Here is a 26,698-nt window from a genome sequence, read left to right on the forward strand (position 1 = left end):
GAACCCATGTCCGTTCGTCAGAGTCTGCTCGCCATCCTCGATCAAGGGCCGTGCTACGGCTACCAGCTGCGCGCGGAGTTCGACCGCCGCACCGGCTCGACGTGGCCGCTCAACGTCGGCCAGATCTACAACACGCTCGACCGCCTCGAACGCGACGGGCTGGTCGAGAAGGGCGACATCGACGAGCATGGTCACGTCTACTGGGAGATCACGGATGCCGGGGCCGACGAGGTGCGGTCGTGGCTGGCCTCGCCGGTCCAGCGCGGGCACGGCACGCGCGACGAGCTGGCGATCAAGCTGGCTGTGGCGGCGACTCTGCCGGGGGTCGACGTGGCGGACATCGTCCAGACGCAGCGCCGCGCGTCGCTGGCGCAGCTGCAGGAGCTGAACCGCGCGAAGTACGCCGGTGCCAATCCGGACGGCCCGGAGGAGCTCGCCTGGTCGCTCGTGGTCGACTCGATGATCTTCGCCGCCGAGGCCGAGGTGCGGTGGCTGGATCACTCCGAGCAGCGCCTGGCGCTGCATCCCGATCACGCCATGACCCTGGAGCTGTCGACCGACAAGCCCAAGCGCGGACGCCCCGCCAAGGAGCCCGCGGTCGTCGGCCGAGCGAAGCGGGACGACACGCCCACGGCCACGGGCGCGGGGCGATGACCGCCGTCCGACCGGTTGCTGAGCCTGTCGAAGCGCAGGCTCCGGTGCTGCGCCTGATCGGCGTGACGCAGCAGTACGGCACCGGCGCGACCGCGGTCTCGGCGCTGTCGGGCGTCGACTTCGAGGTGCAGCCGGGCGAGCTCGTCGCCGTGATGGGACCCTCCGGCTCGGGCAAGTCGACCCTGCTCACGATCGCCGGCGGGCTCGCGATGCCGACGACGGGCGAGGTCGTGATCGAAGGGGCCTACCTCAGCGAGCAGTCGCCGCGGGAGCTCGCCCGGCTGAGGCGGCGGTCGCTGGGCTTCGTCTTCCAGGACTTCAACCTCATCCCGACGCTCACGGCGCTGGAAAACGTGACGCTCCCCCTCGAGCTCGACGGCTTCCGCCTGCGCGTCGCCCGCCGCGCCGGCCGCGACGCGCTGGCCTCGGTGGGGCTCGAAGCCAAGGCGGACGCGTACCCCGACGACCTGTCGGGCGGTCAGCAGCAGCGCGTCGCGATCGCGCGCGCCGTCGTCGGCGGGCGGCGGCTGATCCTCGCCGACGAACCGACCGGCGCACTCGACTCGATCACGGGCGAGATGGTGCTGAAGGTGCTGCGTGCGCGAGTGGATGCCGGAGCCGCCGGCATCCTCGTCACGCACGAAGCCCGGCATGCCGCCTTCGCCGACCGCATCGTGTTCCTGCGCGACGGGCGGATCATCGACGAGTCGCGCCGCCCGGACGCCGAGACACTGCTGTCGGGGGTGCGGTGACGGACGGCCCGATGACCGCGGTGCTCGACGCGCCGAAGGTGAGCGGCACGCAGGCACGGCCGGTCACCGCGACCCTCGGCTCAGCCGCCAGCCGGTGGCGCGTGGCGATCCGGCTCGCGCGCCGGCAGGTAGGCCGCACCAAGCTGTCGAGCCTGCTCGTCGTGACGCTCGTGGCGCTTCCCATCGCGGCGATGACCGCTTACGGCATCTTCGCGGCGAGCACCCTCGGCACGCCCGCAGACCGGGTGCGGGCCGAACTGGGTGAGATGCAGGCGTGGATCACCCCCGCGGGCGTCGCGGGCGAGGGGTTCTGGCAGGCGCCCACCCAGCCGCAGTGGACCGGATATCCGGCGGGCGCCGACGGCAGCTGGGAGGTGCCCGACGGCGCGATCCCCGACGATCCGATGGCCGCACTGCCGGCGGGCACCGAGACGATCCTGCTCACGAGCGCCAGTGCGCGCATCGAGACACGCGACGGACTGGGCCTCGTTGCGGCGTGGACGGGCGACGCCTGGGATCCCCGTTTCTCCGGCGCGTTCGACCTCGTCGAGGGCGAGCGTCCGACCAACGCCACCGAGGCGATGGTGACCCCGGCGACCCTCGAGCGGCTGGGCGTCCTGATCGGCGGAGATCTGACCCTCGCCGACGGCGCCGGCACCTTCGAGATCGTCGGAACACTGGATGCCGCGATCCTGCCCGATGCCGCCGGCGCGGTGTTTCTGCCGGGCACCGCCGAACTGCGCGGCGTGATCGGCGGCGAACGAAGGTGGTACCTGCCCGAGCCCGCGCTGTCGTGGGCGGACGTGCAGACGCTCAACGAAGAGGGCGTCGTCGCCTACTCGCGTGCCGTCGTGCTCGATCCGCCGACCGCGCTGCGTGAAGAGGTGCGCGGCTCGGTGCTCGACCAGTGGGCGAACGTCTGGCCGACCGTGCTCGTGGTGTCGGCCGGCGGCCTGTTCGCCGCGTATGTGGTCGTCATGCTGGCCGGCGCCGCCTTCGCGGTCGCGGCGCGCCGTCAGCAGCGGTCGCTCGCCGTGGCCGCGAGCGTCGGGGCGAATCGCGGCGACCTGTCGCGGATCGTCCTCCTTCAGGGCACGACCCTCGGCGCGCTCGGGGGCGTGACGGGACTGATCCTCGGCGTCGGAGTGGCCGCGCTCGTCGTCGCCGTCACGGCGGACGGCAGCGCCACGCAGTACTGGGGCTTCCACGTGCCCTGGCCGGGCCTGGCTGCGATCTTCGTGTTCGCGGTGGTGGTCGGCACCGCGGCCGCTCTGGTGCCGTCGCGCACGGTCGCGCGCACCGACCCGCTGCGTGCGCTGCGGGGCGCCCGCCGCCCGCAGAAGCCGGGAGTGGCGCGGCCGGTGTGGGGATCCATCGTGCTGCTCGTCGGCGTCGCGACGACGATCGTGTGCGCCTTCGTCGTCGCTGCCGTGAACGTGTCCGACCTCACCGGCGATTCCCCGCTGCGGTACATCCCCGCCCTGGGCATCGTCGTCGGTCCGATCCTCACCCAGGTGGGCATTCTCATGTCGGGCGGCTGGCTCCTGTGGACGACGTCCCGCCTCCTCTCGCGCGTCGGGCTTGCGGCGAGAATCGCGTCGCGGGATGCCGCGGCCAACGCGGGCCGCACGGTGCCGGCATTCGCGGCCATCGCGGCGACGGTGTTCATCGGGGTGTTCGCGGTCGGGCAGTCTTCGATGCAGACGGCTCAGAATGCCCGCACCTGGTACTACGCCGCCCCGCTCGGGAGTCTCTCGATCAGCATCTGGCCGGGTGCCGCCAGCACGACGGGGGTGGTCGACCCGGATGCTGCCCGCACCGGTGCGGGCGCCGCGGTGGACGTGGCGGAAGACGCGGGCGCGACCGACGTCGCCGTCGTCGCACGACAGTCGCCGACCCACTGGAACTACGGCTCGCCCGCGGAGGTTCCGGACGAGCTCACCCTCGCGATCGCGCTGCTTCCGCCGGAGCACCTGCTCGACCCTGAGGTGGACGACAGCTACACCTCGAACGGCCAGGATCCCGACAATCCGCTCTCGGTCGTGCGACCCGACGACCTCGAGACGGTGCTCGGCGTCACGCTGACCGCCGGCCAGCGCGCCGCCTACCGCGACGGCGCGGCGATCGTCGCGGACCGCCGCTTCGTCACCGACGGCGAGATCTCCATCGCGGCGTGGTCCGGCGGCGACCTGATCGACGGGATGCCGAGCAATGTGTGGATCCCCTGGACCGGTCAGCGGATCGCCGACCCCATATGGGAGGAGCGGGTGGACGCGATCCTCGTCGATGCCCCGCTGCAGCCGACGGCGATCGCGATCGCCCCGACGACGGCCGACCGGCTGGGCATCGCCGCTTTCCCCGAGCGCGTGATCGCCACCGTCGAGGCGCCGCCATCGACGGAGGGGCGCGATCGCCTGCAGGCGCAGCTGGAGCTTGCGAGCGGCGAGGATTTCACGCTGTCGTACAGCTTCGAGGCAGGGCCGCCGAGCGACGCCACTTGGATGGTCCCTCTGCTGTCGGTCGTCGGCGTCCTCGTGCTCGGAGCCAGCGCCGTGGCGCTGGGTCTCGCCCGCTTCGAGCGCCGGCCCGACGACGCGACCCTCGCCGCGGTCGGCGGCACGCCGGTGCTGCGCCGGAACATCGGATTCTGGCAGGGCCTCATTATCGCCGGCTTCGGCACGATGGCAGGCGCCATCGCCGGCATCCTTCCGCCGATCGGCTTCGCGACCCAGTCGCGGGGTGCGCTCGTGCTCAGCGACATCCCGTGGCAGCTCCTGGTGATGTTCTGTCTCGGCCTGTCGCTCGCGATCGCACTCGTCAACTGGCTCGTGCCGCCGCGGCGCCCCGACCTCACCCGCCGCACGGCGATCACTTGACGGGGTGCGCTCCACGCTCGCACGGCGACGGCGGATGCCGGGCCTCCAGGCCACCCAGATCACCTGATGGTGCGGCATCCTGTCGCCTCACAGGCGTGTCCCGCTACGCTTAACTGTGCACACGAACGCCGACCAGATCGAAGACGAGGCTCAGACCGAGCCCGCAGCGATGACCTTCTCCGACCTCGGGCTGAGCCAGCCCGTCCTCAAGGCGCTGAAGGGCATCGGCTACGAGACTCCCTCGGCGATCCAGGCGGCGACCATCCCGACGCTGCTGGGCGGCCGCGATGTGGTGGGCATGGCACAGACCGGAACGGGCAAGACCGCCGCGTTCGCGCTGCCGATCATCGATCGCCTCGACCTGTCGCAGAAGACCCCGCAGGCCCTCGTGCTCGCCCCCACGCGCGAGCTCGCGCTGCAGGTGTGCGAGGCGTTCGAGAAGTACGCCGGCCACCTGAAGGACGTGCACGTCCTCCCCGTCTACGGCGGCCAGGGCTACGGCGTGCAGCTGTCGGCGCTCCGACGCGGCGTGCACATCGTCGTCGGAACGCCCGGCCGCATCATCGATCACCTCGAGAAGGGCACCCTCGACCTCTCTGCGCTCCAGTACCTGGTGCTCGATGAGGCCGACGAGATGCTGAAGATGGGCTTCGCCGAGGACGTCGAGACCATCCTCGCCGAGACCCCCGCCACCAAGCAGGTCGCCCTCTTCTCGGCGACCATGCCGGCTCAGATCCGACGCATCGCGTCCCAGTACCTTCGCGACCCCGAAGAGATCACGGTCAAGTCCAAGACCCAGACCTCGGCGAACATCTCGCAGCGCTACCTCATCACCGCCTGGCAGCAGAAGATGGACGCCCTCACGCGCATCCTCGAGGTCGAGAACTTCGACGGCATGATCGTCTTCGGCCGCACGCGCAGCGTCACCGAGGAGATCGCCGAGAAGCTCCGCGCACGCGGCTACTCCGCCGCCGCGATCAACGGCGACATCGCCCAGCCGCAGCGCGAGAAGACGGTGAACCAGCTGAAGTCGGGCAAGCTCGACATCCTGGTCGCGACCGACGTCGCGGCTCGCGGCCTCGACGTCGAGCGCGTCTCACACGTCGTGAACTACGACATCCCGACGGATGCCGAGTCCTACGTCCACCGCATCGGCCGCACCGGTCGCGCCGGCCGCACCGGCGACGCCATCAGCTTCGTCACGCCGCGCGAGCGCGGCCTGGTCAAGATGATCGAGCGCGCCACCCGTCAGCAGCTCACCGAGATCCCGCTGCCGAGCGTGGACGAGGTCAACGTGACCCGCCTCTCGCGCTTCGACGACCGCATCACCGCGGCCCTCGGCGAGGCCGAGCGCATCGAGGCGTTCCGCGACATCGTCGCCCACTACGTCCGCAACCACGACGTACCCGAGGCCGACGTGGCCGCGGCCCTCGCCGTCGTCGCGCAGGGTGACACCCCGCTGCTCCTCGAGCCCGACGCCGCGCCCGCCGCACGAGAGCGCACCGAGCGCCCCGATCGCGGCGACCGTCCGGAGCGCGGCGAGCGCCGCGCCCCGCGCGAGGGATTCGCGACCTACCGGATCGCTGTCGGCAAGCGTCAGCGCGTCGAGCCCCGCCAGATCGTGGGCGCGCTCGCGAACGAGGGCGGCCTCCGCCGCGATGACTTCGGCGCGATCAAGATCATGCCGGACTTCTCGCTGGTCGAGCTCCCTGCCAACCTGTCGCGCGAGGCTCTCGACCGGCTTGCAGACACCCGCATCTCCGGGCAGCTCATCGAGCTGCGTCCCGACAGCGGACGCCCGCAGCGCCGGACCGACGGAGCATCCCGCCCCCGCGACGACCGGGGCTCGAGCGGCCGCGGCTACGGCGACTCGGCGGCACGCGGCTCGTACGACGACCGTCCGGCGCGCAAGCCCCGGCACAAGCGCACCGACGGCTGAGGCATCCGTCGTCCTCCCCCGTACGTGACGGCGGATCGGGCGACGTGTCGCGCCGTGCGCGACAGCGCGCGCAAGGCGGGCGGGACCACCATGGCCCCGCCCGCCTTCCGCGTCCGCGATGTCAGATGTCGCCGCGCACCGTGAGGAAGATGTTGATCAGGTCGTCCTCGAACGCGTGGAAATAGTGATCGATGCCCTTCCCGTCGGTCGAGTGCGACTCCGGCGCATTGCCCTTGGGCAGGGTGTCGCGGGCGAACGTCGTGAGTGACGTCGGGATGCCCCGCGCCGCGGTCATCTCCACGGCCTCCTGCACCTGCTCGGGCGTGAGCGCCTCCCCTCCGAGGAATTCGTGCGCGCCCACGAACAGCTCCGAGATATCGAGCGTCACCCAGTTCTTCGAGTGGCTGGCGCCCGCGTTGCCCTCGTCGGAGCGGTGCGGGATGTAGCACTCGTGCGCCGATGCGACGCCCGCGCCGGCGAAGACGAGCGCGGCACTCAGGGCCGTGGCCCCGATGATCTTGCGGATCATGGTGTTTCCGTTTCTCCCCGGGGCGCATGGACACGCCCCACCCGGTTGCGAGAGCATGCACGGCGCCCTCCTGATACAGCGAGCCGGGACGGATGCCGCAGCCGTCGCCGGACGCCGCCCGATGCCGCTCCCGCCCACGCTGTGCGCGAACATCCCACTCCGCGGCCCCCGCGCTTCAGGTTGCTCCCAGCGGCGCCCGTAGGATCGATCCATGGCCGGATTCTGGGGCAAACGCAAGCGCGAGCAGGAAGAGCTGAACACGCAGGACGCCGATCTGGCGCGCCGGGCGCAGCAGGCGCTGGTAGCTGCGGACGAGCGCCTGCGACTCACCACCGACGAGCTCGCCTTCGCCGAGGCCGAACTCGGCGCCGGTCCCACGTCGGATCTCCGCGAGGCGGTGGCGGCGGTGCGCACCCACCTGCAGGAGGCGTTCCACCTGCACCAGCTGAACCACGACGAGATCCCCGACACCCCCGAAGAGCTCCGGACGCGCAACGCGCGCATCGCGCAGCTCTGCGAGTGGGCCGAGGATCTGCTCGACGACCGCACCGAGACGCTCGCGGCGCAGATCGAGCGGGCGCGTCGCGCTCCCGAGATCATCGCGCGGGTCCGTGCGGATGCCGCGCTGCTGCGGTTGCGTCTTCCGGATGCCCGCTCGACCGTCGAGCGCCTGGCGGTCCGCTACTCGTCGCACGCTCTCGCTCAGATCGACGCGAACCCGGCGGAGGCCGAGCAGCTGCTCGGCTTCGCCGAGCACAGCGCCGGCGTGGCGGAGCGGCGCCGTGAGGCTGGGCAGCGCGAGCAGGCGAACATGGCCCTCGAGGCCGCCACCGAGTCGGTGCGCCGGGCCGAGACGCTGCTCGACGCCGTCGAGACGTTCGAGGTCGAGGCGCTGCGCGCCGAATCGACGCTCGCCGCCATCGTCGAGGACTCGCGCGGCGACCTCGTGGTCGCCCTCAGAGAGCCGCAGACCCCCGCCGTCAGCGCCGCGATCAGCGAGCTCCAGGCCGCCCTCGCCGCGCTGCCGGCGGCAGGGGTGAACACCGATCCGTTCGAGCAGCTGACCCTCCTGCGAGAGGCGAATGCCGGACTGGACGCCGCGATCGCCAAGGCCCGCGAGCGCGCCGCGCGCCCGATTCCTCCGCTCGAGCACGTCCGGCACGCGATCGACGACGCCGACCGGCAGCTTGCCGTGTCGCGCGACGTGATCGCCGGGCACCGGGGCTGGATCGGGGCCGATGCCCGCACCCGCTTCGCCGAGGCTGAGCGCGTTCGTCTCGACCTCGATCGCTACCTCGGCGCCTCGGCCGCCGCAGTCACGACGATCGACGAAGACCATCGGGAGCAGGCGTTCGCCATGGCCCGCCGCGCGGCGTTCCTCGCAAGCGAAGCACTGCAGCTGGCCCAGCGCGACATCGACGCCGCCCGCCCGCAGCCTGAGCAGTGGGGTGCGCCGGGTTACGGTCAGCAGGGCTACGGTCAGCAGGGCTGGGGCGGCGGTCGCCGGGGCGGCGGGAGCGACCTCATGGGCGGCATCCTCGGCGGTCTGGTGATCGGCAGCCTCCTCGACGGCTTCATCGACTGACGCCGGCCGACGGCGCCGCTGCTCTGAGGCGCTGCCATCGTGTGCGCGGGTCCACCGCGTCCTGCCCTGATGCGAAAAGCATGGTCGGTCACGGCGACACGCCGGGCCACGGCATCCGTCCTCGGCGTGTCCGGTGACCAGCCCTTGGTTTGCAGCCCCACTGACTGAGGGGAACCCGCCGCGCCGGCGCGGCGCAACGCTCCCCGGTGACGACTGGGCTCTCAGATGGCGACGACGCGCAGGCCGTCGGCCACGACCCGGCCGTCGTGGAGGACGGTGCGGTCGGCACCGCGGTCCATCACGGCGCTCGTCGGGGTCTCGCCGTCGACGAGCACGAGGTCGGCGCGGTCGCCGACGGTGACGCCGGGACGATCGCCGACGCCCGTCACGCGCGGCGAGGCATTGCTCATGATCGACGCCCCACCCATCGTGGCGACCGCGAGCGCGAGTTCGATGTGGTCATCTCGACGGAAGCCGTTGACGAACGCGAGCTGCCATGTGCGGTCGAGCATGTCGCAGTTGCCGTAGGGGCTCCAGTAGTCGCGTTGGCCGTCCTCCCCGAGGCCCACCCGCACCCCGGCCTCGATCAGGTCGACCAGGCGCAGGTGCCCCGTCGTGGAGGGGGCGATGGTGGCCATTGCGACATCCAGCTCGGCGAACTCGTCGATGAGGCGTCGGCTCACGGCGTCCGACACCGAGCCGAGGTCGTAGGCGTGTGAGATCGTGACCTTGCCCTGCATGCCGAGCGCACGCGTGCGCTCGAGCACGAGCTCAGTGCTGAAGACGCCGAGGGCACCCGGCTCGTGCAGGTGGATGTCGACCTCGATCTGGTACTTCTCGGCCAGCCCGAACACGATGTCGAGGTGCCTGACGGGGTCCCGGTCGAGTTGGCTCGGATCGATGCCGCCCATGACATCGGCACCCTGCTTGAGTGACTCCTCGAGGTAGTCGACCGTGCCGGCTTCGCGCAGGATGCCGGCCTGCGGGAACGTCATGATCTGCACATCGGCGTGGCCGCGGAACTTCTCCTTCGCGGCCAGCACCGAGTCGAACTTCTCGAGCTTGCAGTCGACGTCGACCTGCGCGTACGTGCGCACACGCGTCGTGCCCTTCGCGATCATCTGCTCGAGCGTGCCCGCGACGATCTCGGCGTGCGGCACGTCGGTGTGGCGCCAGTTGTCCCGGTCGTTGAGCATCATCCCCCACACCCCCGGCGCTCGCCCATTCTCGCCAACGGCACTGTGCGGGCGGAAGGGGAGGCCGATGCGCGAGGAGTCGAGGTGCACGTGCACGTCGCTGAACGACGGGAGCACCAGGCGTCCCCGCCCGTCGACGTCGTCCGCCGCCGGTGCCGTCGCCGCGTCGTGAGGCGCGATCGCGGCGATGCGGCCGCCTTCGATGACGATGTCGGCGACGTCAGCGCCCCACGGGCGCACGTTGCGGATGATCACGGGGAGTCCTTCCGGAGGGGGATGCCGCCGGCCGCGGCGCGGCCGGGAGCCTGGTCCGCGCACCGACAGCGCGAGGGGTGCGACCGAACCGGCCGCACCCCTACATTCTCCGCCAGGTCGTTCGCTCCTCAGCGCACCGCCGGCTGGACGGATCGGCGCCGGCTCAGGAGGCCAGCTCCTCCGGCTGCGCCTGCGTGGTCAGCGAGATCACACCGTAGTCCCAGCCCTTGCGGCGGTACACGACACTCGGGTGGTCGCTGCGGGCGTCGATGAAGAGGAAGAAGTCGTGCCCGACCAGCTCCATGCGGTCGACGGCCTCCTCCACCGACATCCATTCGGGGTGGAACTCCTTCGTCCGGATGACGACCGGCGTATAGCCCTCTTCCTCTTCGTTGCCGGTGACGATCGGGATCTCGCCGGTCGCGACGGCACGGAGCACGTCGACGGACGCCGGCTGCAGATCGATCCCCTGGATCGCGCCGCTGCCCTTCTCGAACTTGGCTCCGCGAGGATGGTTGCGCGCGTCGACGCGCTTGTCCTTCGCACGACGCAGCTGCTCGCACAACTTGTCGACCGCGAGGTCCAGAGCGGTGAACTTGTCGCCGTCCGTCGCCTCGGCCCTGATCACGGGGCCCTTGCCGTTGACGGTGAGCTCCACTGTCTCGTCTTCGACACGGCCGTTGTGATAGGCGCGGTGCGTGACCTTGACATCCACGCGTTGCGCGCGGGGGGCGAGATTCTCGATGCGGGCGGCCTTCTCTTCGACGACCCCGCGGAAGCGATCCGTGATCCCCACTCCCACGCCGACGATGCTGGTTTCCATCCCTGCCTCCTTGTTCCGGTCCGCCCGGCCAAGGGCGGACCATCAGTCGCCTTGTCATCCCCACGGTAGCCCGGCGTCCGGACTCTGTCACCTGTGAGTTTCGAATGCGACGGGTCCCGTTCACTCAGGTCTGCCATGCCGCCGCGGGGTCGCTGCGAGGGCGACCGCAGCCACCACCTCGACGCCCGCGGCCCGCAGCGCACGAACCGCCTCTGCGAGGCTGGCACCCGTCGTCACGACGTCGTCGACCACCACGACCCTCAGAGCCGCGCCCGGCCCCGGGTGACCGGAATCCCCCGTGATCTCGCCGCCCTGGGGAGCGGAGCGGGACGTCGTCGTCACCATGCTGTGCCCGACATTGCGGTGCCGACCGTCGCGATCGAGGCCGCGCTGGTCGGCCGTGCGGCGCGCGTAGCGCAGCAGGCGACGCCCGGGGCGACCGGCCCGGCGGAGCAGCAGCTCGGGCACCCGGAACCCGCGGCGGCGGTACGCCGCCCGCGACGTGGGCATCGGCACCACCAGGCAGCCGGCCGCGCCCGCCCGATCGAGGACGGCGGCGAGCGTCGGCGCCAGTGCGGCGGCGAGGCCGGTGCGGCCATCCTCCTTGATCGCTCGCAGCACCCGCGCCGCGACACCGTCGAACGCGAGCCCGCTCCACACCTCGATTGCTCCCCCGGGCGCCTCCACGACCCGACGTCGGACGTCGGGCTGCAGCGCGAGTGCGCACCGCTCGCAGAGGGCGATATCGGGCTCGTCGCAGCCCGCGCACCAGACCGGCAGAAGCAGCGCCAGCGCGTCGGCGCATGCCTCGCGCAGGACGATCGAAAGCTCCCTCATCACGGGAACAGCCTGGCCGTCGGGATGCCTCTCAGAGGCCCCGAAGCCGCCTCCGGTGGAGAATCCGCCGAAGCTCCTCGCTGGGGAGGAGCGCTACTGCGGCGCCCCCTGCTGCGTCGCGAGCAGAAGGATGCCGGTGGCCGTAGGCTGCCAGGCCGTGCCCCGCTTGACGTAGAGTGTGCCGTCGTCGGCCCGCAGGCGCAGGCTCGAGATGCCGGTGCCACCCGCGATCGACGCTATGTCGGACGCGGCCGTCGAGAACGACGTCGGTCCTCCGACGACCTGTTCGAGGACGGCGGATTCGGCGTCACCGCTGCTGAGCACGCCGACCGTCACATCGTCGATCCACGTGACCCCGATCCGCGTGACACCGATCACCGCACCGCCGACCACCGCAAGTTGCGGCACGGGGGTGCCCAGTCGTACGGGCAGTCCGTCCTCGTTGCGCACCACTCCCGCGACCCACAGCGCCGCGCGCCCGCCGGCGCTCACGACGGCGGCGATGCGCGTGCCGTCTCGCGAGAGCGCCATGGCCGCGATCTCGGTGGCCCCGCTCCACGCGTCAGCCACCTCCACCACATCGCCGCCGGGCAGGTAGGCATGCACCGCACCGGGGTCGTCACGTGGAACGCTCCACACCGTCCCGTACCCGTCGATCGTGGGGTCCACCAGCCCGCTGCGTGTGTCGAGGGTCTCGGCTTCCGTTCCGCCGGCGTTGAGCCGGACCACGGCGCCCGAATCCAGTCTCGCGGCCGCGAGGTCCCGCTCCGGGCCGATCTGAACGCTGATGGCCGGCACGTTCTCGACCGCCGCGGAGAGCCCGGGGATCTTGTCGATCTCGTCGCCGGTGAGGAAGCCGAAGCCCGCCTCGGTGAGCACCAGTGGCGCCGCCGGCACACGGGTCGAGCGCACAGCCACCGGCTCCGCGTCGACCGGGGTGGACTCGACGGTCATCACGACCTCCGTCACGCCGGCCGTCCTCAGGCTCTCCTCCAGCTGCGTGAGCATGCGGTCGAGCGCCTCCCGATTCGCGCCGAGCACGCCGCCCAACAGCGCGACCTCCGCCACTCCGTCGTCGTCGACGAGGACGGACGGCACCACCGTCACACCGTCGGGGAAGGCGGTGTAGATCGAATCCACCAGCCACTCGCTCGGGGGCTTGTTCACGAGGGCGTCGGCGATGCTTCCCGCCGCCTTGGTCACCGGGAACCAGCGGACGTCGGGCACCAGATACTGCCACGAACGATCGAAGTACATCAGCGGGTAGCGGTGGAACACCGTGGGGAACTGCGCCTCGTCGAGCCAGATGCCGTTGGGGGCTTCCGTGATGCGCCACTCGCCGTCGGACTGCTTCTCGAGGCGGAACGACCAACTTCCCGGCGAGAGGTCCGCGCGCTCGTATGCGCCTTTGTCGTCGACGCTGGCGACGACTTCGGACGCGAAGTCGACCACGCCCTCCTGGGTCTCGACGTAGTCGCGTTCGGCACGCTCATCGACGATGACGCTGACCTCCGGCGCCCAGTCGTCGGCGATCGAGGGCGCGAGGAACTCCCGGGCGACGTCCCAGTTGCCGGTGACACCCGGCCCGGAACCGGCGTCGATGAAGCCCTCGACGATCTGCTGCGGCGTGGCACCCGGCTGCGGCCGGTTCGGGATGAACGCCACGTTCTGCGAGCCGTCGCCCGTTCCGCCGTTCTCCATCCCGTACTCGGGCGGGCCGCCCGTCGGGAATCCCGCACAGCCCGTGACGATCACCGTGCACAGCGCCAGCAGGAGCGCGAGGATGCCGCGTGTCCGTGTCATGCGATTCCTCCTCGCGGTGCGGCGGCGGTACCGAGCCCCGGGCCTCCGCCGGCGCCCGATGCCGGGGGCACATCGATCGGCGCGGTGATTCCCAGATCATCCAGCGGGGCGACCGCGTCCTCGCCTGGATCGATCGGGATCGGGGACGCGCCGTTGAGGGGCACTGCCTGGCGTGGCAGCGTCAGCACGAAGTTCGTGCCCCTGCCGGGCTCCGACCACAGCGCCAGCTCGCCGCCGTGGAGCTTCGCGTCCCCCAGGGCGATCGACAGGCCGAGGCCCGTACCGCCGATGGTGCGCTTGCGTGACGGGTCTGCACGCCAGAAGCGATCGAAGACGTGCTCGATTTCTTCCGGCTTCATGCCCATCCCGAAGTCGCGCACCCCGATGGCGACGGCCTGCTGATCGCTGTCGACGGTGACCACGATCGGCCGGCCCTCGCCGTGCTCGATCGCGTTGCCGAGCAGGTTGCGCACCACGCGGCGCACGCGGCGCGGGTCCATCTCGACCGGGGAGTACCCGCCGGGCGCCACCAGACGGACGTCGGTGCCATGCTGCTCGGCCAGCTGCTGCATCGAGCCGATGACGTCTTCGGCCAGGTGTGCGAGGCTCGTCGGCTCCAGCTCCAGCTGCACCGATCCCGCGTCGTAACGGCTGATCTCCAGCAGATCGGTCAGCAGCGTCTCGAACCGCTGCACCTGGGCGTTCAGCAGTTCGGCCGCCCGCGCGGTGGCGGGGTCGAAGTCCGCCCGCTGGTCGTTGATCATGTCGGCGGCCAGGCGGATCGTCGTCATCGGCGTGCGCAGCTCGTGGGAGACGTCAGACACGAATCGCTGCTGTACGAGCGAGAGCTCGGCGAGCTCCTTGATCTGCGATTCGATGCTGTCGGCCATCGCATTGAAGGAGCGGCCGAGAGTGGCCAACTCGTCCTCGCCGTGCACCTCGAGTCTCACGTCCAGCTGCCCGGCCGCGAGCTTGGCGCTGGTGTCGGCAGCCTCGCTGATGGGGACGGTGACCGATCGCAGCACGAACCACGCGATTCCGCTGATGAGCAGCACCAGCCCGATGCCCACGACCCACAGCGTGCGCTGCACGAAGGTCAGCGTCTGCGGAGCGTTGGCGAGGTCGTACGCCAGATACAGCTCGTACGAGGCGACGCCGTCGATGGCGAGCTGCTGGCCGACCATGATGCCGGGCACGCTCGTGTCGGCACCGTCGGGCAGCGCGACCGGCTGCCAGATCTGCTGATCGGGGTTGGTGCGCACGAGCGCGCGCATGGACGTGGTGAGCAGGTCGGACATCACCTCTTCGGCCGTGCTGAAGTCCTGGGGCGCGTTCGGCACAGGAGGCCCGATCCGATAGGCGGCGACCATCGCGGCCGACGACTGGTCGCGGAGCGTCGTGAACGCCAGGGTCATGACGTTCTGCATCGGAACGGCATCGCTCTGCACCGCGGCGTCGAGGGTGCGCTGCGCCGCCGCGCGCGCCTGCTCCGCATCGATGAGGACCTGATCCTTGCGCGAGGTGAAGAGGTCGTTCTGGATCGCCAGGCCCATCCACACGCAGGCGACGACGACGGCGAGCGCGGTGAGGCCGATCGTCACCAGCAGCGTCCGGAAGCGCAGCGACCGCCGCCACAGCCCGGCGATGTTGCCAGGCCACGCGCGCCACAGGCGCCACCACGCGACGCGCGCACGGGTCGGGGCCACGCCCGTGATCGGCGCTGTCATGGCGCGCCTAGACGACGGCGCCGGCGCGGTATCCGACGCCGCGCACCGTCGTGACGATCTTGGGGTTGTCGGGGTCCTTCTCGACCTTCGCCCGCAGGCGCTGCACGTGCACGTTCACCAGGCGCGTGTCGGCCTTGTAGTGGTAGCCCCAGACCTGCTCGAGCAGCATCTCCCGGGAGAACACCTGCTGCGGCTTCGACGCCAGCGCCACCAGCAGCTCGAACTCGAGGGGCGTCAACGCGATCGGTCCGTCGCCGCGGCGCACCTCGTGGGCGGCGACATCCACCGTCAGATCGCCGATGCGCAGCGAGTCGTTCACCTGCTGGCTCGCCGGGCGCAGTCGCGTGCGGATGCGGGCGACCAGCTCTTTGGGGTTGAACGGCTTGACGATGTAGTCGTCGGCTCCCGACTCGAGGCCCTTCACGACGTCGGCCGTGTCGGTGCGTGCGGTCAGCATGATGATGGGGATGCCGGACTCGGCGCGGATGCGGGTGCAGATCTCGATGCCGTCCACTCCGGGCAGCATCAGATCCAGCAGGATGAGGTCGGGGCGCTCGGTGCGCCAGACGTCGACCGCCTGGGCGCCGTCCGCGCAGAACACCGTCTCGAAGCCCTCCGTGCGCAGCACGATTCCGATCATCTCGGCGAGGGCGGTGTCATCGTCGACCACCAGGATGCGTGAAGTCATCGCGCGCGCTCGTTCCTTCTCTCCAGGCACAGACGGCACGCGCCGTCCCCATGCGCTTCCCACAGAGTAGTCGACACGGGCTGTGCACCGGCCGTGCCTCGCCCGAACACACGCCGGGAGCGCCGCGCGCGCGGCGGGTGCGGCATCCGGTCGATGTGGAACGATAGGAACAGCCGACCATCGCCGCGCACCGACCGCCCGGCGCCGACGGAGAGGGGAACCGTGACCGCGTACCCGGCCTGGACGCCGGCGTCCCGCCCCGGGATCATCCCGCTGCACCCGCTGTCGTTCGGGACGATCCTGGGCCGCTCGTTCGCCGCCCTGCGCCAGAACCCGCGCGTGCTCCTCGGCTTCGCACTGGTGGTGCAGACCCTGGCCTACGTCGTGGTGCTGGGAGGCGTGCTCGCGGTCACGTGGGCGACGTTCTCGCGCCTGGACACGGTGCCGCAGGGCACCGAAGAGTACGACACGATCCTGGCCGGCTCGATCGCCCTGACCGCGATCGCGGGCATCGTGCTGTCGCTTGCTGCCGGCGCCCTCAGCGTCATCGTGCAGGGCATCGTGGTCGTCGAGGTGACGCACGCGGCGGTCGCCGAGAAGCTCTCGCTCGGCGCGCTGTGGCGACAGGTCAAGCCGATCGCGTGGCGGCTGATCGGGTACTCGCTGCTGGTGATCCTCGCCGTGGCGGCCCTCGTCACCGTCGTCGTGCTCGCGATCGTGGGCATCGCGATGGCGGCGCTGCCGGCGGCGATCGCGCTCACGATCCTGGTCATCCTCGCCGCGATACCGCTCACGTGGTGGCTGATGGTCAAGCTGCTGCTCGTGCCCGCGGTGATCATCGTCGAGCACGCCACGATCCTGCAGGCCGTGTCGCGCTCCTGGACGCTCACGCGCCGGCGCTTCTGGCCCGCCCTCGGGGTCATCGTCGTCATCAGCGTCATCTTCGCCGCCGTGGCGCAGGTGGTGAGCCTGCCGATGAGCTTCCTGTCGATGGGCCTGACCACGATCATCGCGCCGACCGGCGACCCCGAGCCGACCGCCATCATCGGCTTCATCGCGGCGGCCCTGCTGACCCAGGTGCTCACCCTGCTGCTCCAGTCCGTCGCGGTCGTCGTTCAGTCGACCGCGACCGCCTTCATCTACATCGACTGCCGCATGCGGCGCGAGGGACTCGATCTCGACCTGCTGGCATATGTGGAGCGGCGGGATGCCGGGGCCACCGGCCTCGCGGACCCCTATCGCGAGCACATCGGGCGTGCGATCGCACCGCGGGGCGTCCCGGGCGCGTTCCCGGGGTATGCGGGTTACCCGACGTACCCGCCCGGATACCCGGCGCCCGCACAGCCGCTCTATGGCGCGCAGCCCGGGCAGGGCGTCCCCCCGGCGTACGGCGCACCACCTGCGTACGGCGCACCACCCGCGTACGGCGCACCACCTGCGTACGGCGCACCACCCGCGTACGGCGCACCACCCGCGTACGGCGCACCACCCGCGTACGGCGCACCACCCGCGTACGGCGCAGCGCCGATGCCTCCCGCATCCCCGGCTCAGCCAGGGGTCTCGAGTCCGTCCGGCTCCCCGGCTGCGGCGGCCGCCGGGGCAGAGACTTCGTCGCCGCCGGACGGCGCCGCAGAACATGCGGTCCCGGCAACCGACGCGACCCCGGACTTCCCCGACGCCGCCCCGCCCGCGGAGCCGCCCTCGTCCACCGCCTGGACCGCACCCGGCGCCGCGCCCGGCGGCACCGACCGCGACGCGCCGTGGGCCTGACCTCCCTCGTGCTGCCGGCGCTCCGGCGCACCGCCGACGCCGTGCCGCCTCTCACGCCGGACGGCGACGAAGCGCGGCGCTGGGCGGAGGAGGAGCTGTCGGATCCTTCCTACGACATCGCCGAGCCGACACCGTTCGACCGGATCGCGCGTGCGATCGGCGACTTCATCGCGTCGTTGCTGAACCCCGATGTGTCAGGCGGGTGGGGCTCGACCTTCGCCCTGGTCGCCGCCATCGTGGTCGTGGTGATCATCGTGGCGGCGTTCCTCGTGTGGGGTGTGCCGCGGGTGACGCGCCGTTCGGCCCCGCGCACTCGCCTGCTCTTCGGCGACGCCGAGCACCGCTCCGCGGCCGAGCTGCGCGACGCCGCCGGCGAGCGCGCCCGGGCGTCCGACTGGGACGCGGCGATCGTGCTCCGTTTCCGCGCCCTCGCGCGGGGGTGCCTCGAACGCGGCGTCGTCGACCCGCCCCCGGGCGCGACCGTGCACGCCTTCGCGCGCGCCGCGGCGCGCGCCTTCCCTGCGCTCGCCACCCGGCTCGAAGACGCCGCGACGGCGTTCGACGACGTTCGCTACCTGCGGCGCCCCGGCACGGCGGAGCTCTACCGCCTCGTCGCCGGGGTTGACGACGCGGTCGTCTCGGCGCGGCCGACGGCGCGCGAGGAGGTGCCCGCGTGAGCGCGACGGCCAGTCCCCCGCTGCCCGAGACCGGACTGCCTGACACCACCGCGGCGCCCGCGCTCTCGCGCCGCCGCCGCGTCACCGCGTGGGTCGCCATCGCCCTCGCCCTTCTCGTGGTGGGCGGCATCGGCGGCGCGGTGTCGGCCGCCAATCAGTGGGCCCAGCGCGGCGCACTGGACCCCGACTCCACAGGCCCCGCCGGGACGCGCGCCATCGTCGAGGTGCTGCGGGATCACGGCATCGATGTCGTCGTCGCGCGCGATCGGGCCGCGGCGTCCGAGGCCCTCGGAGCGGGGCCGGCGACCCTGGTGCTGCCCGACGCACCCGCGCTGTCCGACGACGCCGTGGCCGGCCTCGCCGAGGCCGCCGACGATGTCGTGCTCATCGAACCGCGTGCTCGGACGCTCGACCTCCTGCTGCCGGGGTCGGCCCCTGCCGGCGTCGCCCCGGGCGGCACGGATGCCGCGAGCGTCGAACCCGACTGCGAGGTGGAGGACGCCGTCCGTGCCGGCGCGGTGGCCCCGGGCGGCCTCTACAGCGCGGGCGACGGCGCAGCCGCCTGCTATCCGGCCGCCGGCGGCTTCGGGCTGCTCGTCCGGTCCATCGAAGGCGGCCGCGTCGCCGCCGTCGACGCAGGCGCCCTCTTCACGAACGAGCACCTCGCCGAGAACGGCAACGCCGCGCTCGCGGCGAACCTGATGGGGCGGCATCCGCTCGCCGTCTGGTACGTGCCCGGCCTGGGCGACACCGACCTCGCCGACGCGAACCCCTCGCTGGGCGAGCTCACCCCGCCCTGGGTGAGCCCCGTCATCGTCCTGCTGCTCGTCGCGGGTGTGGCCGCGGGCATCTGGCGCGGCCGCCGGTTCGGCCCGCTCGTCGCCGAGCGCCTGCCGGTGACGGTCCGGGCGTCCGAGACGACCGAGGGCCGTGCGCGCCTCTACGCACGCGCCGGAGATCCGCTGCACGCCGCCGACCGCCTCCGGATCGGCGCGCTGCGGCGCCTCGCCGCCCCGCTCGGGCTGGCCGCGAACGCCGCCGCCCCCGAGATCGCCGACGCCGTCGCCGGGCGCACCGGACTCGACCGCCGGGCGGTGCGCGGCATCCTGCTCGACGAGATCCCCCGCAGCGACGCCGACCTCGTCGCCCTGAGCACACGCCTGAGAGACCTCGAGGACGCCGCCCGCGCGGCCGTCCGCCCCGAAAGGAGTCCCCGATGACGGATACGCCACCGGCACCGAGCACGACCACGCCCGACGGCACCGCCCCCACGTCTGCGCCCGAGGCACTGGACGATGCCGCACTCCGCGAGGCGATGAACCGCGTGCGCCTCGAGGTCGGCAAGGCGGTCATCGGCCAGGACGGCACCGTGACCGGACTCCTGATCGCGCTGCTCGCACGCGGGCATGTGCTCCTCGAGGGCGTTCCGGGCGTGGCCAAGACGCTGCTCGTGCGGGCGTTCTCGACTGCCCTCGGCCTGGACACCACCCGCATCCAGTTCACGCCCGACCTCATGCCGGGCGATGTGTCGGGCTCGCTCGTCTACGACGCGAAGACGGGCGAGTTCGAGTTCCGCGAGGGCCCGGTGTTCACGAATGTCGTGCTCGCCGACGAGATCAACCGCACGCCCCCCAAGACGCAGGCGGCGCTGCTCGAGGCGATGGAGGAGCGCCAGGTCTCGACCGATGGCGTGACTCGGTCGCTCCCCGACCCGTTCCTCGTCGCTGCCACGCAGAACCCGATCGAGCACGAGGGCACGTACACGCTGCCCGAGGCGCAGCTCGACCGCTTCCTGCTCAAGCTCATCGTCGACGTGCCGGCACGGGATGCCGAGCTCGCCGTCCTGCGCCGCCACGCGAGCGGCTTCGACCCCCGTGACCTCGCCGGTGCCGGCCTCGGCCGCGCCGCCAGCGCGGCCGAGATCCGCGCGGCACAGCGGGCCGCGGCATCCGTCACCGTCTCGGACGACGTGCTCGGCTACATCGTCGATCTCGCGCAGGCCACCCGCAGCAGTCCTTCGGTGCAGCTCGGCGTCAGCCCGAGGGCGGCGACCGCGCTCCTGGCGGCGTCGAAGGCCTGGGCGTGGCTCGGCGCGTACCCCGCGATCACCCCCGACCACGTGCAGACGATGCTGCTGCCGACCTGGCGACACCGGATCCGGCTGCGGCCCGACGCGGAGCTCGAGGGCGTCTCGGTCGATGCCGTGCTCGGCTCGGTGCTGCAGCAGACACGCGTCCCGATCTGACGCCCATGTATGTGACCGGTCGCCTGCCGCTGCTCCTCGCCCTCGGAGCGGTGCCCGTCGTGCTGCTCTCGGCGGCGGGCGTCGACGCGTGGCTCGCGGCGGCGGCATGGGTGCTGCTGTGCCTGATCGCGGCGCTCGGCGACGCGGCGGCAGCGCCGGATCCCCGCCGGATCACCGTGCAGCGACGGCTGCCGCGCCGCGTGCTGCTCGGACAAGCCGTGCGCGCCGAGCTCGTGCTCCGCAACGGTGCGAACGACCGCACCGTGCGCGGCCGCGTGCGCGACGCCTGGCAGCCGACCGCGGGCGCGCCGCCCGAGCGCCCGGCGATCGACATCCCGCCCGGCGAGTCACGGACGATCGCCATCCCGCTGCTGCCCCGTCGTCGCGGCGAACTGCGGTCACGCTTCGTCGTGGTGCGCTCGGACGGCCCGCTGCGCCTCGCCGGACGCCAGGCGCGCATCGACGAGCCCGGAGCACTGCGGGTGCTGCCGCCGTTCACGGCGCGGCGTCATCTGCCCTCACGGCTCGCGCGGCTGCGTGAGCTCGACGGCAACACGAGCGTGCAGGTGCGCGGACAGGGCACCGAGTTCGACTCCCTTCGGGAGTACGTGCGCGGCGACGACGTGCGCTCGATTGACTGGCGCGCGACGGCGCGGTCGAGCACGACGATGCTGCGCACCTGGCGCCCCGAGCGCGACCGCCACGTCGTGATCGTGATCGACACAGGACGCACGGCGGCCGCGCGCGTCGGCGACGGCGTGCGGATGGATGCCGCGATGGAGGCGGCGCTGCTGCTGGCGGCCCTCGCGACCCGGGCCGGCGACCACGTGCACCTGCTGATGTTCGACCGCACCATCCGGGCCCGCGTCACGCGCGTCGACGGCCCTGGCCTGCTGCCGGCGCTCGTCGACGCGATGGCTCCGGTCGAGCCGCAGCTCATCGACACCGACTGGGACGCCGCGTTCGCCCAGGTGCGCGTGCTCACCTCCCGGCCCTCGCTCGTGGTGCTCCTCACTGCGCAGGATGCCGCGGAAGCCGCGCGCGGGTTCCTCGGCTCGCTGCCGGCGCTCGCGCGCGGCGCGCACGTGCTCGTCGGCGCGGTCACCGATGAGCAGGAACCGCTGCCGGAGCGTCCGGATGCCGCCGACGTGTATCGCGCCGCGGCTATCGAGCGCGCGGCCCAGGACGCCGCTGTCGTCGCCGCCGCCATCGGCCGCGCAGGCGGCGAGGCGATCGCCGCCACGCCCGAGGACCTGCCGCCCCGCATCGCCGACCGCTACCTCGCGCTCAAGGCGGCCGGACGCCTCTGAGTCGCAGCGGAACAGCCGGCCACGAATGCCTGAACACGAAGGGAAATCGCGTGAGATCGGGCGTCACACGCCGACACTCCGCGCGGGGTTCCTGGGAATCCGCTGTGCGGACCGCTAGCCTCGCGACGAGGAAAGGAGTCCGCCATGTCGGATACCACCATCCCGCCCACCACGGCGAACAGGCTCGTCGCGGAGGCTCTGGGAACGTTTCTGCTCGTCTTCGGCGGCGTCGGCACCGCCCTCTTCGCAGCCAACTTCCCGGCAGACGCAGAGAGCAATCCCCTCGGGGTCGGCTTCGTCGGCGTCGCCCTGGCATTCGGCCTGACGGTCGTCGTCGGCGCCTACGCGTGGGGCCCCGTCTCGGGTGGCCACTTCAACCCGGCGATCACGCTCGGACTCGCCGCCGCGGGCCGCTTCGAGTGGAATAAGACGATCGGCTACATCATCGCGCAGCTGATCGGCGGCGCCCTCGGCACGACGCTCATCGTGCTGATCGGCATCTTCGGCACTGACAACTGGCTCGCGAACGCCCAGGACGGCGGCTTCGCGTCCAACGGCTACGGCACCGGCGACTTCGGCTCCCCCGGCGGGTTCGGCCTCGGCGCCGCGATCATCGCCGAGGTGCTGCTGACGGCGATCTTCGTGCTCATCATCCTGGGCGTGACCCACTCCACCCGGGGCACCGCGGCACTCGCGCCGCTCGCGATCGGCCTGACGCTCACCCTCATCCACCTGATCTCGATTCCGATCGACAACACGTCGGTGAACCCGGCACGTTCGATCGCGGCGGCGATCTACGGCGGCCCCGGCCCGCTGTCGCAGCTGTGGGTGTTCATCGTGTTCCCGATCGTCGGCGGTCTGCTCGCGGGCGTCCTGCACCGCGCGCTCTTCGAGCCCAAGGGCACGCTGCCGCCGGTACAGGCCACCGCACGCCTCCCGTAGGCACGGCACCCGCAGTCACGGCACGTACCGCAGAGCGGCCCGCCCCCTTCCGGGGACGGGCCCCTCTCACGTGTGATGAGGTCAGACGAGGTCGAAGCGATCGAGCTCGGTCACCTTGCCCCACGCCTTGACGAAGTCGCGCACGAACTTCTCGTTCGCGTCGTCCGAGGCGTACACCTCGGCGACCGCGCGCAGCTCCGAGTTCGAGCTGAACAGGAGGTCGACGCGGGTCCCGATGCCGGCCGGCTCACCGGAGCCGTCCTTGGCGCCCGAGAACGCGTGCGCCCCCGGGTCCAGCGGCTTCCACGTGGTGCCGAGGTCGAGCAGGTTCACGAAGAAGTCGTTCGTCAGCACGCCCTTGCGGCCGGTGAAGACGCCGTAGTCCGAGTCGTCCCAGTTCGCACCGAGCACCCGCAGCCCGCCGACGAGCACCGTGAGCTCCGGAGCGCTCAGTGTGAGCAGGTTCGCCCGGTCGATGAGGTGGTGCTCCTCGGGCATGAACGCGCGCGGCCCGTAGTAATTGCGGAACCCGTCGGCGATCGGCTCGAGGAACACGAACGACTGCACGTCGGTCTGCTCCTGCGTGGCGTCGGTGCGGCCCGGGTGGAAGACGACCTCGGCCTCGACGCCCGCGTCTGCAGCGGCCTTCTCGACCGCCGCGTTGCCCGCGAGCACGATGAGGTCGGCCAGTGACACCTTCTTGCCGTCGGTGCGACCGTCGTTGAACTCCGCCTGGATCTGCTCGAGCTTGGCCAGCACCGTCTGCAGCTGAGCGGGCTTGTTGACCTCCCAGTCCTTCTGCGGGGCCAGGCGGATGCGGGCGCCGTTGACGCCGCCGCGCTTGTCGCTGCCGCGGAACGAGGATGCCGCAGCCCACGTCGTCTCGACGAGCTCCGAGATGCTCAGGCCCGACTCGAGGATCTGCGCCTTGAGCGCCGCCGCGTCGTCGGCGTCGATCAGGTCGTGGTCGACGGCGGGAACGCGGTCCTGCCAGAGCAGCTCTTCGGCCGGCACCTCGGGGCCGAGGTAGCGGTCGATCGGACCCATGTCACGGTGCGTCAGCTTGAACCAGGCGCGGGCGAACGCGTCGGCGAACGCCTCGGGGTCGTCCTTGAAGCGGCGCGAGATGGCGTCGTACGCCGGGTCGGTGCGCAGCGCCAGGTCGCTGGTCAGCATGCGCGGCTCCCGACGGCCGTTCGAGTGCGCCAGCGGCACCATGTCGGCACCGCCGCCGTTGATCGGACGCCACTGGTGGCCGCCGCCCGGGCTGCGCATGAGCTCCCACTCGTACGCGTAGAGGATGTGGAAGAACTCGTTGTCCCAGCGGGTGGGGTGGTACGTCCACGTGACCTCGAGGCCGGACGTGATGGTGTCGTCGCCGTGCCCGGTGCCGTGGTTGTTCTTCCAGCCGAGGCCCTGCTGCTCGAGGCCGGCGGCCTCGGGGTTGTGCTCGATGTTCGTGTCGGGCGCGGCGCCGTGCGTCTTGCCGAACGTGTGGCCACCCGCGATGAGCGCGACGGTCTCCTCGTCGTCCATCGCCATGCGGCCGAAGGTCTCACGGATGTCGCGGGCCGATGCCAGCGGGTCGGGGTTGCCGTTGGGGCCCTCGGGGTTGACGTAGATGAGGCCCATCTGCACGGCCGCGAGAGGCTTCTCGAGCTCGCGGTCGCCCGAGTATCGCTCGTCGTCCAGCCAGGTGGTCTCAGGGCCCCAGTAGACGTCGGCGTCGGGCTCCCACACGTCGGCGCGACCGCCCGCGTAGCCGAACGTCTCGAAGCCCATCGACTCGAGCGCGACGTTGCCCGCGAGGATCATGAGGTCGGCCCACGACAGGGACTGGCCGTACTTCTTCTTGACCGGCCACAGCAGGCGGCGCGCCTTGTCGAGGTTGACGTTGTCGGGCCAGCTGTTGAGCGGAGCGAAGCGCTGCTGTCCGGCGCCGCCGCCGCCGCGACCATCGGTGACGCGGTAGGTGCCCGCGCTGTGCCAGGCCATGCGGATCATGAGGGGGCCGTAGTTGCCGAAGTCCGCGGGCCACCAGTCCTGAGACGTGCTCAGCGTCTCGGCGATGTCTGCCTTGACCGCCGCGAGGTCGAGCGCTTCGAACGCCGCCTTGTAGTCGAAGTCCTCGCCGAGCGGGTTCGCCACCGCGGGGTTCTTAGCCAGGATCTTGAGGTTCAGCTGGTTGGGCCACCACACACTATTGGCGTTGCCGGTGGTCGGGTGCGGCTGACCGCCGTGGATCACCGGGCAGCTCTCCGACTCGTTCGGGCGCGGGCGGGTCTCGCCGTCCGCGCGCTCGTCGACCGGCGTGTCGATCGGCGTGACCGCCTGGTCGGCGTCGGTGGGGTTCTCGCCGATCTCCGGGATCGTGTCGTTGGTGTCGGTCATGAGCTTCCTTCCAATCGGGATGGGCTATCAGAGGGTCGGACAGGAGGTCAGGGGCGTGCGGCGACGAGCGGCTCGGCGGTGCTCGCCGGCCGTAACGCAGGCGGGGCACACGCCCCAGAAGGTCACCTCGGCCGCCTGCAGCGCGTAGCCGTGCGCATTGGACGGCGTCAGGCAGGGCGCCTCGCCCACGACGCAGTCGACATCCTGCACGGCGCCGCACTCGGAGCAGATGAGGTGGTGGTGGTTGTCGTCGACGCGCAGCTCGAACAGGCCGGGTCGCCCCGCGGGCTCGATGCGACGTGCGAGCCCCGCGTCGACGAAGTCGCCGAGCGCGTTGTACACCGACTGCAGGCTCGTGCCGGGGACCGTCCGCGCGACGATGCCGAACAGCACGTCGGCGCTCGCGTGCGGGCGCTCGATCAGGGCCTCGACGACCGCGCGCCGGGATTCGGTGACCCGCAGCCCGGCCGCGCGCAGTCGCGCCGCCGTGTCGACCGCATGAGTGTCGACGGCTGCGTGCGGGTGCATGCCCTCAGCCTACCGTTGTTTTGATCCATTCAAAACAGTGATATGCGGCATCCGCCCCCTCGTTCCCCGCCCCATCGTTCACTTGCGCTGAACGTACGTCGATCTCGGTGTAGAGCGTACGTTCAGCGCAAGTGAACGATGGGAGACAGGGGAAGACGCCGCAGGCGAGGCGGATCAGCCGGCGACGAGGGTCGGGGTGCCGGCCTCGTACTCGGTGAGGTCGCCGCTCTCGCCCAGGCGGTGCGCGCGGCGGCCGACCACCAGCATGTAGACGAGGAACAGCGCGAGCGCCGCCGCGCCGATGCCGATCTTGAGCGGCCACGGCCAGGGCTGCGCGGTCACGAATCCCTCGATGATCCCCGAGACGCCGAGCGCGATGACGAGCCCGATCGCGATGGTCGCGAGCGACCGGCCGGCCGCCGCCAGCGACTCGCCGCGCGAGCGCGGACCCGGCGCGACCCAGGCCCAGAAGATCTGCAGTCCCGCCGCCCCGGCCACGAAGATGCAGGTGAGCTCGAGCAGGCCGTGCGGGAGGATGTAGAGCACGAAGACATCGCCGCGATCGAAGGCCGCCATGATCGCCGCGGCGGTGCCGACGCCGACCGCGTTCTGCACGAGCACCATGACGGGCCATACCCCCGTGATGCCGAACAGCACGCACTGCGCGGCGATCCAGGCATTGTTGGTCCAGACCGTGCCGGCGAACACCGCCGCCGGGTTCTCGCTGTAGTACTCCGTGAACTGGTTCTCGGCGTACTGCTCCAGTTGCGCCTCGCTCCCGAGGCTCGCGACCAGCGCCGGATCGCCCGCCACCCACAGCGCAACGACGACGGCGACTGCCACGAATCCCAGCGCGATGGCGAGCGTCGCCCAGCGCACGCGGTACAGCGCGGCGGGCAGCTGCAGGGCGAAGAATCGCGGGATCTGGCGCATGACGTTCTCGGGCGCGCCGGTGAGCCGCAACCGCGCCCTCCCGAGCATGGTCGAGATGTGGTCGCCCTGGATGCTGCGTCCTGCCGATGTCTTGGCGTCGGCGAGGTCGGCGGATCCCGCTCGGTAGCGCGTGACGAGCTCGTCGACCTCTGCGCCCGAGAGACGCCGGGACCGGCTGAGTTCGTCGAGCCGCTCCCACTCCTCGCGGCGAGCGGCCGTGAGCGCGTCGAGATCCATG

At 71.6% G+C, this 26,698-nt stretch carries 21 protein-coding genes; 11 read left to right on the plus strand and 10 right to left on the minus strand.

Annotation, left to right across the window (positions count from 1 at the left end):
- The first annotated feature begins 6 nt into the window (after positions 1 to 6).
- The 4 genes from B2K11_RS03140 to B2K11_RS03155 all read left to right on the plus strand — a co-directional run bounded on the left by B2K11_RS03140 (position 7) and on the right by B2K11_RS03155 (position 6,221).
- On the plus strand, positions 7 to 654 hold the full coding sequence (locus B2K11_RS03140; RefSeq protein ID WP_163616758.1) for a PadR family transcriptional regulator: 648 nt from the start codon (positions 7 to 9) through the stop codon (positions 652 to 654).
- Positions 651 to 1,406, plus strand: coding sequence for an ABC transporter ATP-binding protein (locus B2K11_RS03145; protein WP_163616760.1), 756 nt, complete (start codon positions 651 to 653; stop codon positions 1,404 to 1,406). The genes B2K11_RS03140 and B2K11_RS03145 overlap by 4 nt, the downstream gene beginning before the upstream one ends.
- 11 nt (positions 1,407 to 1,417) lie before the next feature.
- Positions 1,418 to 4,282, plus strand: coding sequence for an FtsX-like permease family protein (locus tag B2K11_RS03150; RefSeq protein ID WP_239525671.1), 2,865 nt, complete (start codon positions 1,418 to 1,420; stop codon positions 4,280 to 4,282).
- 169 nt (positions 4,283 to 4,451) lie between these two features.
- Entirely contained in the window at positions 4,452 to 6,221 is a 1,770-nt protein-coding gene (locus B2K11_RS03155; protein ID WP_163616852.1) for a DEAD/DEAH box helicase, read from the plus strand.
- 121 nt (positions 6,222 to 6,342) lie between these two features.
- On the opposite strand, the gene B2K11_RS03160 is transcribed toward B2K11_RS03155, so the two are convergent.
- Complete coding sequence (locus tag B2K11_RS03160; RefSeq protein WP_163616762.1) at positions 6,343 to 6,750, minus strand: hypothetical protein; 408 nt, start codon at positions 6,748 to 6,750, stop codon at positions 6,343 to 6,345.
- A gap of 211 nt (positions 6,751 to 6,961) precedes the next feature.
- On the opposite strand from B2K11_RS03160, the gene B2K11_RS03165 reads away from it, so the two are divergent.
- Positions 6,962 to 8,335: a hypothetical protein gene (locus B2K11_RS03165; RefSeq protein WP_163616764.1), complete on the plus strand. Its 1,374-nt coding sequence runs from the start codon at positions 6,962 to 6,964 to the stop codon at positions 8,333 to 8,335.
- Between the two features lie 221 nt (positions 8,336 to 8,556).
- Here the strand turns inward: B2K11_RS03165 and B2K11_RS03170 are convergent, their stop codons facing one another.
- The 6 genes from B2K11_RS03170 to mtrA form a co-directional block, all read right to left on the minus strand.
- Positions 8,557 to 9,786 (minus strand): amidohydrolase family protein, encoded by a 1,230-nt coding sequence (locus tag B2K11_RS03170; RefSeq protein WP_163616766.1) that lies wholly within the window; start codon positions 9,784 to 9,786, stop codon positions 8,557 to 8,559.
- A gap of 163 nt (positions 9,787 to 9,949) precedes the next feature.
- Positions 9,950 to 10,609 carry a ribosome-associated translation inhibitor RaiA gene (gene raiA / locus B2K11_RS03175; RefSeq protein WP_163616768.1) on the minus strand — a complete coding sequence of 220 codons (660 nt, stop codon included), beginning with the start codon at positions 10,607 to 10,609 and terminating at the stop codon, positions 9,950 to 9,952.
- 120 nt (positions 10,610 to 10,729) lie between these two features.
- Positions 10,730 to 11,446: a phosphoribosyltransferase family protein gene (locus B2K11_RS03180; protein WP_163616854.1), complete on the minus strand. Its 717-nt coding sequence runs from the start codon at positions 11,444 to 11,446 to the stop codon at positions 10,730 to 10,732.
- A gap of 93 nt (positions 11,447 to 11,539) precedes the next feature.
- Positions 11,540 to 13,249, minus strand: a complete 1,710-nt coding sequence (locus B2K11_RS03185) for an LpqB family beta-propeller domain-containing protein (protein ID WP_163616770.1) — start codon at positions 13,247 to 13,249, stop codon at positions 11,540 to 11,542.
- A complete protein-coding gene (gene mtrB / locus B2K11_RS03190; protein WP_163616772.1) occupies positions 13,246 to 14,976 on the minus strand; it encodes an MtrAB system histidine kinase MtrB in 1,731 nt (576 codons plus the stop codon). Before mtrB ends, B2K11_RS03185 begins: the two co-directional genes overlap by 4 nt.
- Before the next feature lie 7 nt (positions 14,977 to 14,983).
- Positions 14,984 to 15,664, minus strand: coding sequence for an MtrAB system response regulator MtrA (mtrA, locus tag B2K11_RS03195; RefSeq protein WP_163616774.1), 681 nt, complete (start codon positions 15,662 to 15,664; stop codon positions 14,984 to 14,986).
- A 222-nt stretch (positions 15,665 to 15,886) separates the two neighbouring features.
- On the opposite strand from mtrA, the gene B2K11_RS03200 reads away from it, so the two are divergent.
- The 6 genes from B2K11_RS03200 to aqpZ all read left to right on the plus strand — a co-directional run bounded on the left by B2K11_RS03200 (position 15,887) and on the right by aqpZ (position 22,608).
- Positions 15,887 to 17,434, plus strand: a complete 1,548-nt coding sequence (locus B2K11_RS03200) for a glycerophosphoryl diester phosphodiesterase membrane domain-containing protein (RefSeq protein ID WP_204259990.1) — start codon at positions 15,887 to 15,889, stop codon at positions 17,432 to 17,434.
- The gene (locus B2K11_RS03205) at positions 17,425 to 18,111 is read left to right on the plus strand and encodes a DUF4129 domain-containing protein (protein WP_163616778.1); all 687 of its coding nucleotides are present in this window, start codon (positions 17,425 to 17,427) and stop codon (positions 18,109 to 18,111) included. Before B2K11_RS03200 ends, B2K11_RS03205 begins: the two co-directional genes overlap by 10 nt.
- Positions 18,108 to 19,331, plus strand: a complete 1,224-nt coding sequence (locus B2K11_RS03210; protein ID WP_239525672.1) for a DUF4350 domain-containing protein — start codon at positions 18,108 to 18,110, stop codon at positions 19,329 to 19,331. The genes B2K11_RS03205 and B2K11_RS03210 overlap by 4 nt, the downstream gene beginning before the upstream one ends.
- Positions 19,332 to 19,426: 95 nt before the next feature.
- Positions 19,427 to 20,356: a MoxR family ATPase gene (locus B2K11_RS03215; protein WP_163616858.1), complete on the plus strand. Its 930-nt coding sequence runs from the start codon at positions 19,427 to 19,429 to the stop codon at positions 20,354 to 20,356.
- 5 nt (positions 20,357 to 20,361) lie between these two features.
- Entirely contained in the window at positions 20,362 to 21,666 is a 1,305-nt protein-coding gene (locus B2K11_RS03220) for a DUF58 domain-containing protein (RefSeq protein WP_163616780.1), read from the plus strand.
- 144 nt (positions 21,667 to 21,810) lie between these two features.
- Entirely contained in the window at positions 21,811 to 22,608 is a 798-nt protein-coding gene (gene aqpZ, locus B2K11_RS03225) for an aquaporin Z (protein WP_163616782.1), read from the plus strand.
- 81 nt (positions 22,609 to 22,689) lie between these two features.
- Here the strand turns inward: aqpZ and katG are convergent, their stop codons facing one another.
- The 3 genes from katG to B2K11_RS03240 form a co-directional block, all read right to left on the minus strand.
- The gene (gene katG / locus B2K11_RS03230; protein WP_163616784.1) at positions 22,690 to 24,999 is read right to left on the minus strand and encodes a catalase/peroxidase HPI; all 2,310 of its coding nucleotides are present in this window, start codon (positions 24,997 to 24,999) and stop codon (positions 22,690 to 22,692) included.
- 27 nt (positions 25,000 to 25,026) lie between these two features.
- Positions 25,027 to 25,527: a Fur family transcriptional regulator gene (locus tag B2K11_RS03235; protein WP_163616786.1), complete on the minus strand. Its 501-nt coding sequence runs from the start codon at positions 25,525 to 25,527 to the stop codon at positions 25,027 to 25,029.
- 174 nt (positions 25,528 to 25,701) lie between these two features.
- Positions 25,702 to 26,697, minus strand: a complete 996-nt coding sequence (locus tag B2K11_RS03240; protein WP_163616788.1) for a stage II sporulation protein M — start codon at positions 26,695 to 26,697, stop codon at positions 25,702 to 25,704.
- Between the last annotated feature and the right edge of the window lies 1 nt (position 26,698).

Origin of the sequence: Microbacterium sp. B35-30, from assembly GCF_010634855.1 — a bacterium.
Classification (GTDB): Bacteria; Actinomycetota; Actinomycetes; order Actinomycetales; family Microbacteriaceae; genus Microbacterium.

What these genes read in the sequence shown, in the direction of transcription:
- B2K11_RS03180 (WP_163616854.1), bottom strand. Translation starts at nt 11,446, where the DNA reads ATGAGGGAGCTTTCGATCGTCCTGCGCGAGGCATGCGCCGACGCGCTG.
- B2K11_RS03240 (WP_163616788.1), bottom strand. Translation starts at nt 26,697, where the DNA reads ATGGATCTCGACGCGCTCACGGCCGCTCGCCGCGAGGAGTGGGAGCGG.
- B2K11_RS03160 (WP_163616762.1), bottom strand. Translation starts at nt 6,750, where the DNA reads ATGATCCGCAAGATCATCGGGGCCACGGCCCTGAGTGCCGCGCTCGTC.
- B2K11_RS03155 (WP_163616852.1), top strand. Translation starts at nt 4,452, where the DNA reads ATGACCTTCTCCGACCTCGGGCTGAGCCAGCCCGTCCTCAAGGCGCTG.
- katG (WP_163616784.1), bottom strand. Translation starts at nt 24,999, where the DNA reads ATGACCGACACCAACGACACGATCCCGGAGATCGGCGAGAACCCCACC.
- B2K11_RS03235 (WP_163616786.1), bottom strand. Translation starts at nt 25,527, where the DNA reads ATGCACCCGCACGCAGCCGTCGACACTCATGCGGTCGACACGGCGGCG.
- B2K11_RS03145 (WP_163616760.1), top strand. Translation starts at nt 651, where the DNA reads ATGACCGCCGTCCGACCGGTTGCTGAGCCTGTCGAAGCGCAGGCTCCG.
- B2K11_RS03165 (WP_163616764.1), top strand. Translation starts at nt 6,962, where the DNA reads ATGGCCGGATTCTGGGGCAAACGCAAGCGCGAGCAGGAAGAGCTGAAC.
- raiA (WP_163616768.1), bottom strand. Translation starts at nt 10,609, where the DNA reads ATGGAAACCAGCATCGTCGGCGTGGGAGTGGGGATCACGGATCGCTTC.
- B2K11_RS03140 (WP_163616758.1), top strand. Translation starts at nt 7, where the DNA reads ATGTCCGTTCGTCAGAGTCTGCTCGCCATCCTCGATCAAGGGCCGTGC.
- B2K11_RS03220 (WP_163616780.1), top strand. Translation starts at nt 20,362, where the DNA reads ATGTATGTGACCGGTCGCCTGCCGCTGCTCCTCGCCCTCGGAGCGGTG.
- B2K11_RS03185 (WP_163616770.1), bottom strand. Translation starts at nt 13,249, where the DNA reads ATGACACGGACACGCGGCATCCTCGCGCTCCTGCTGGCGCTGTGCACG.
- B2K11_RS03215 (WP_163616858.1), top strand. Translation starts at nt 19,427, where the DNA reads ATGAACCGCGTGCGCCTCGAGGTCGGCAAGGCGGTCATCGGCCAGGAC.
- mtrB (WP_163616772.1), bottom strand. Translation starts at nt 14,976, where the DNA reads ATGACAGCGCCGATCACGGGCGTGGCCCCGACCCGTGCGCGCGTCGCG.
- aqpZ (WP_163616782.1), top strand. Translation starts at nt 21,811, where the DNA reads ATGTCGGATACCACCATCCCGCCCACCACGGCGAACAGGCTCGTCGCG.
- B2K11_RS03150 (WP_239525671.1), top strand. Translation starts at nt 1,418, where the DNA reads ATGACCGCGGTGCTCGACGCGCCGAAGGTGAGCGGCACGCAGGCACGG.
- mtrA (WP_163616774.1), bottom strand. Translation starts at nt 15,664, where the DNA reads ATGACTTCACGCATCCTGGTGGTCGACGATGACACCGCCCTCGCCGAG.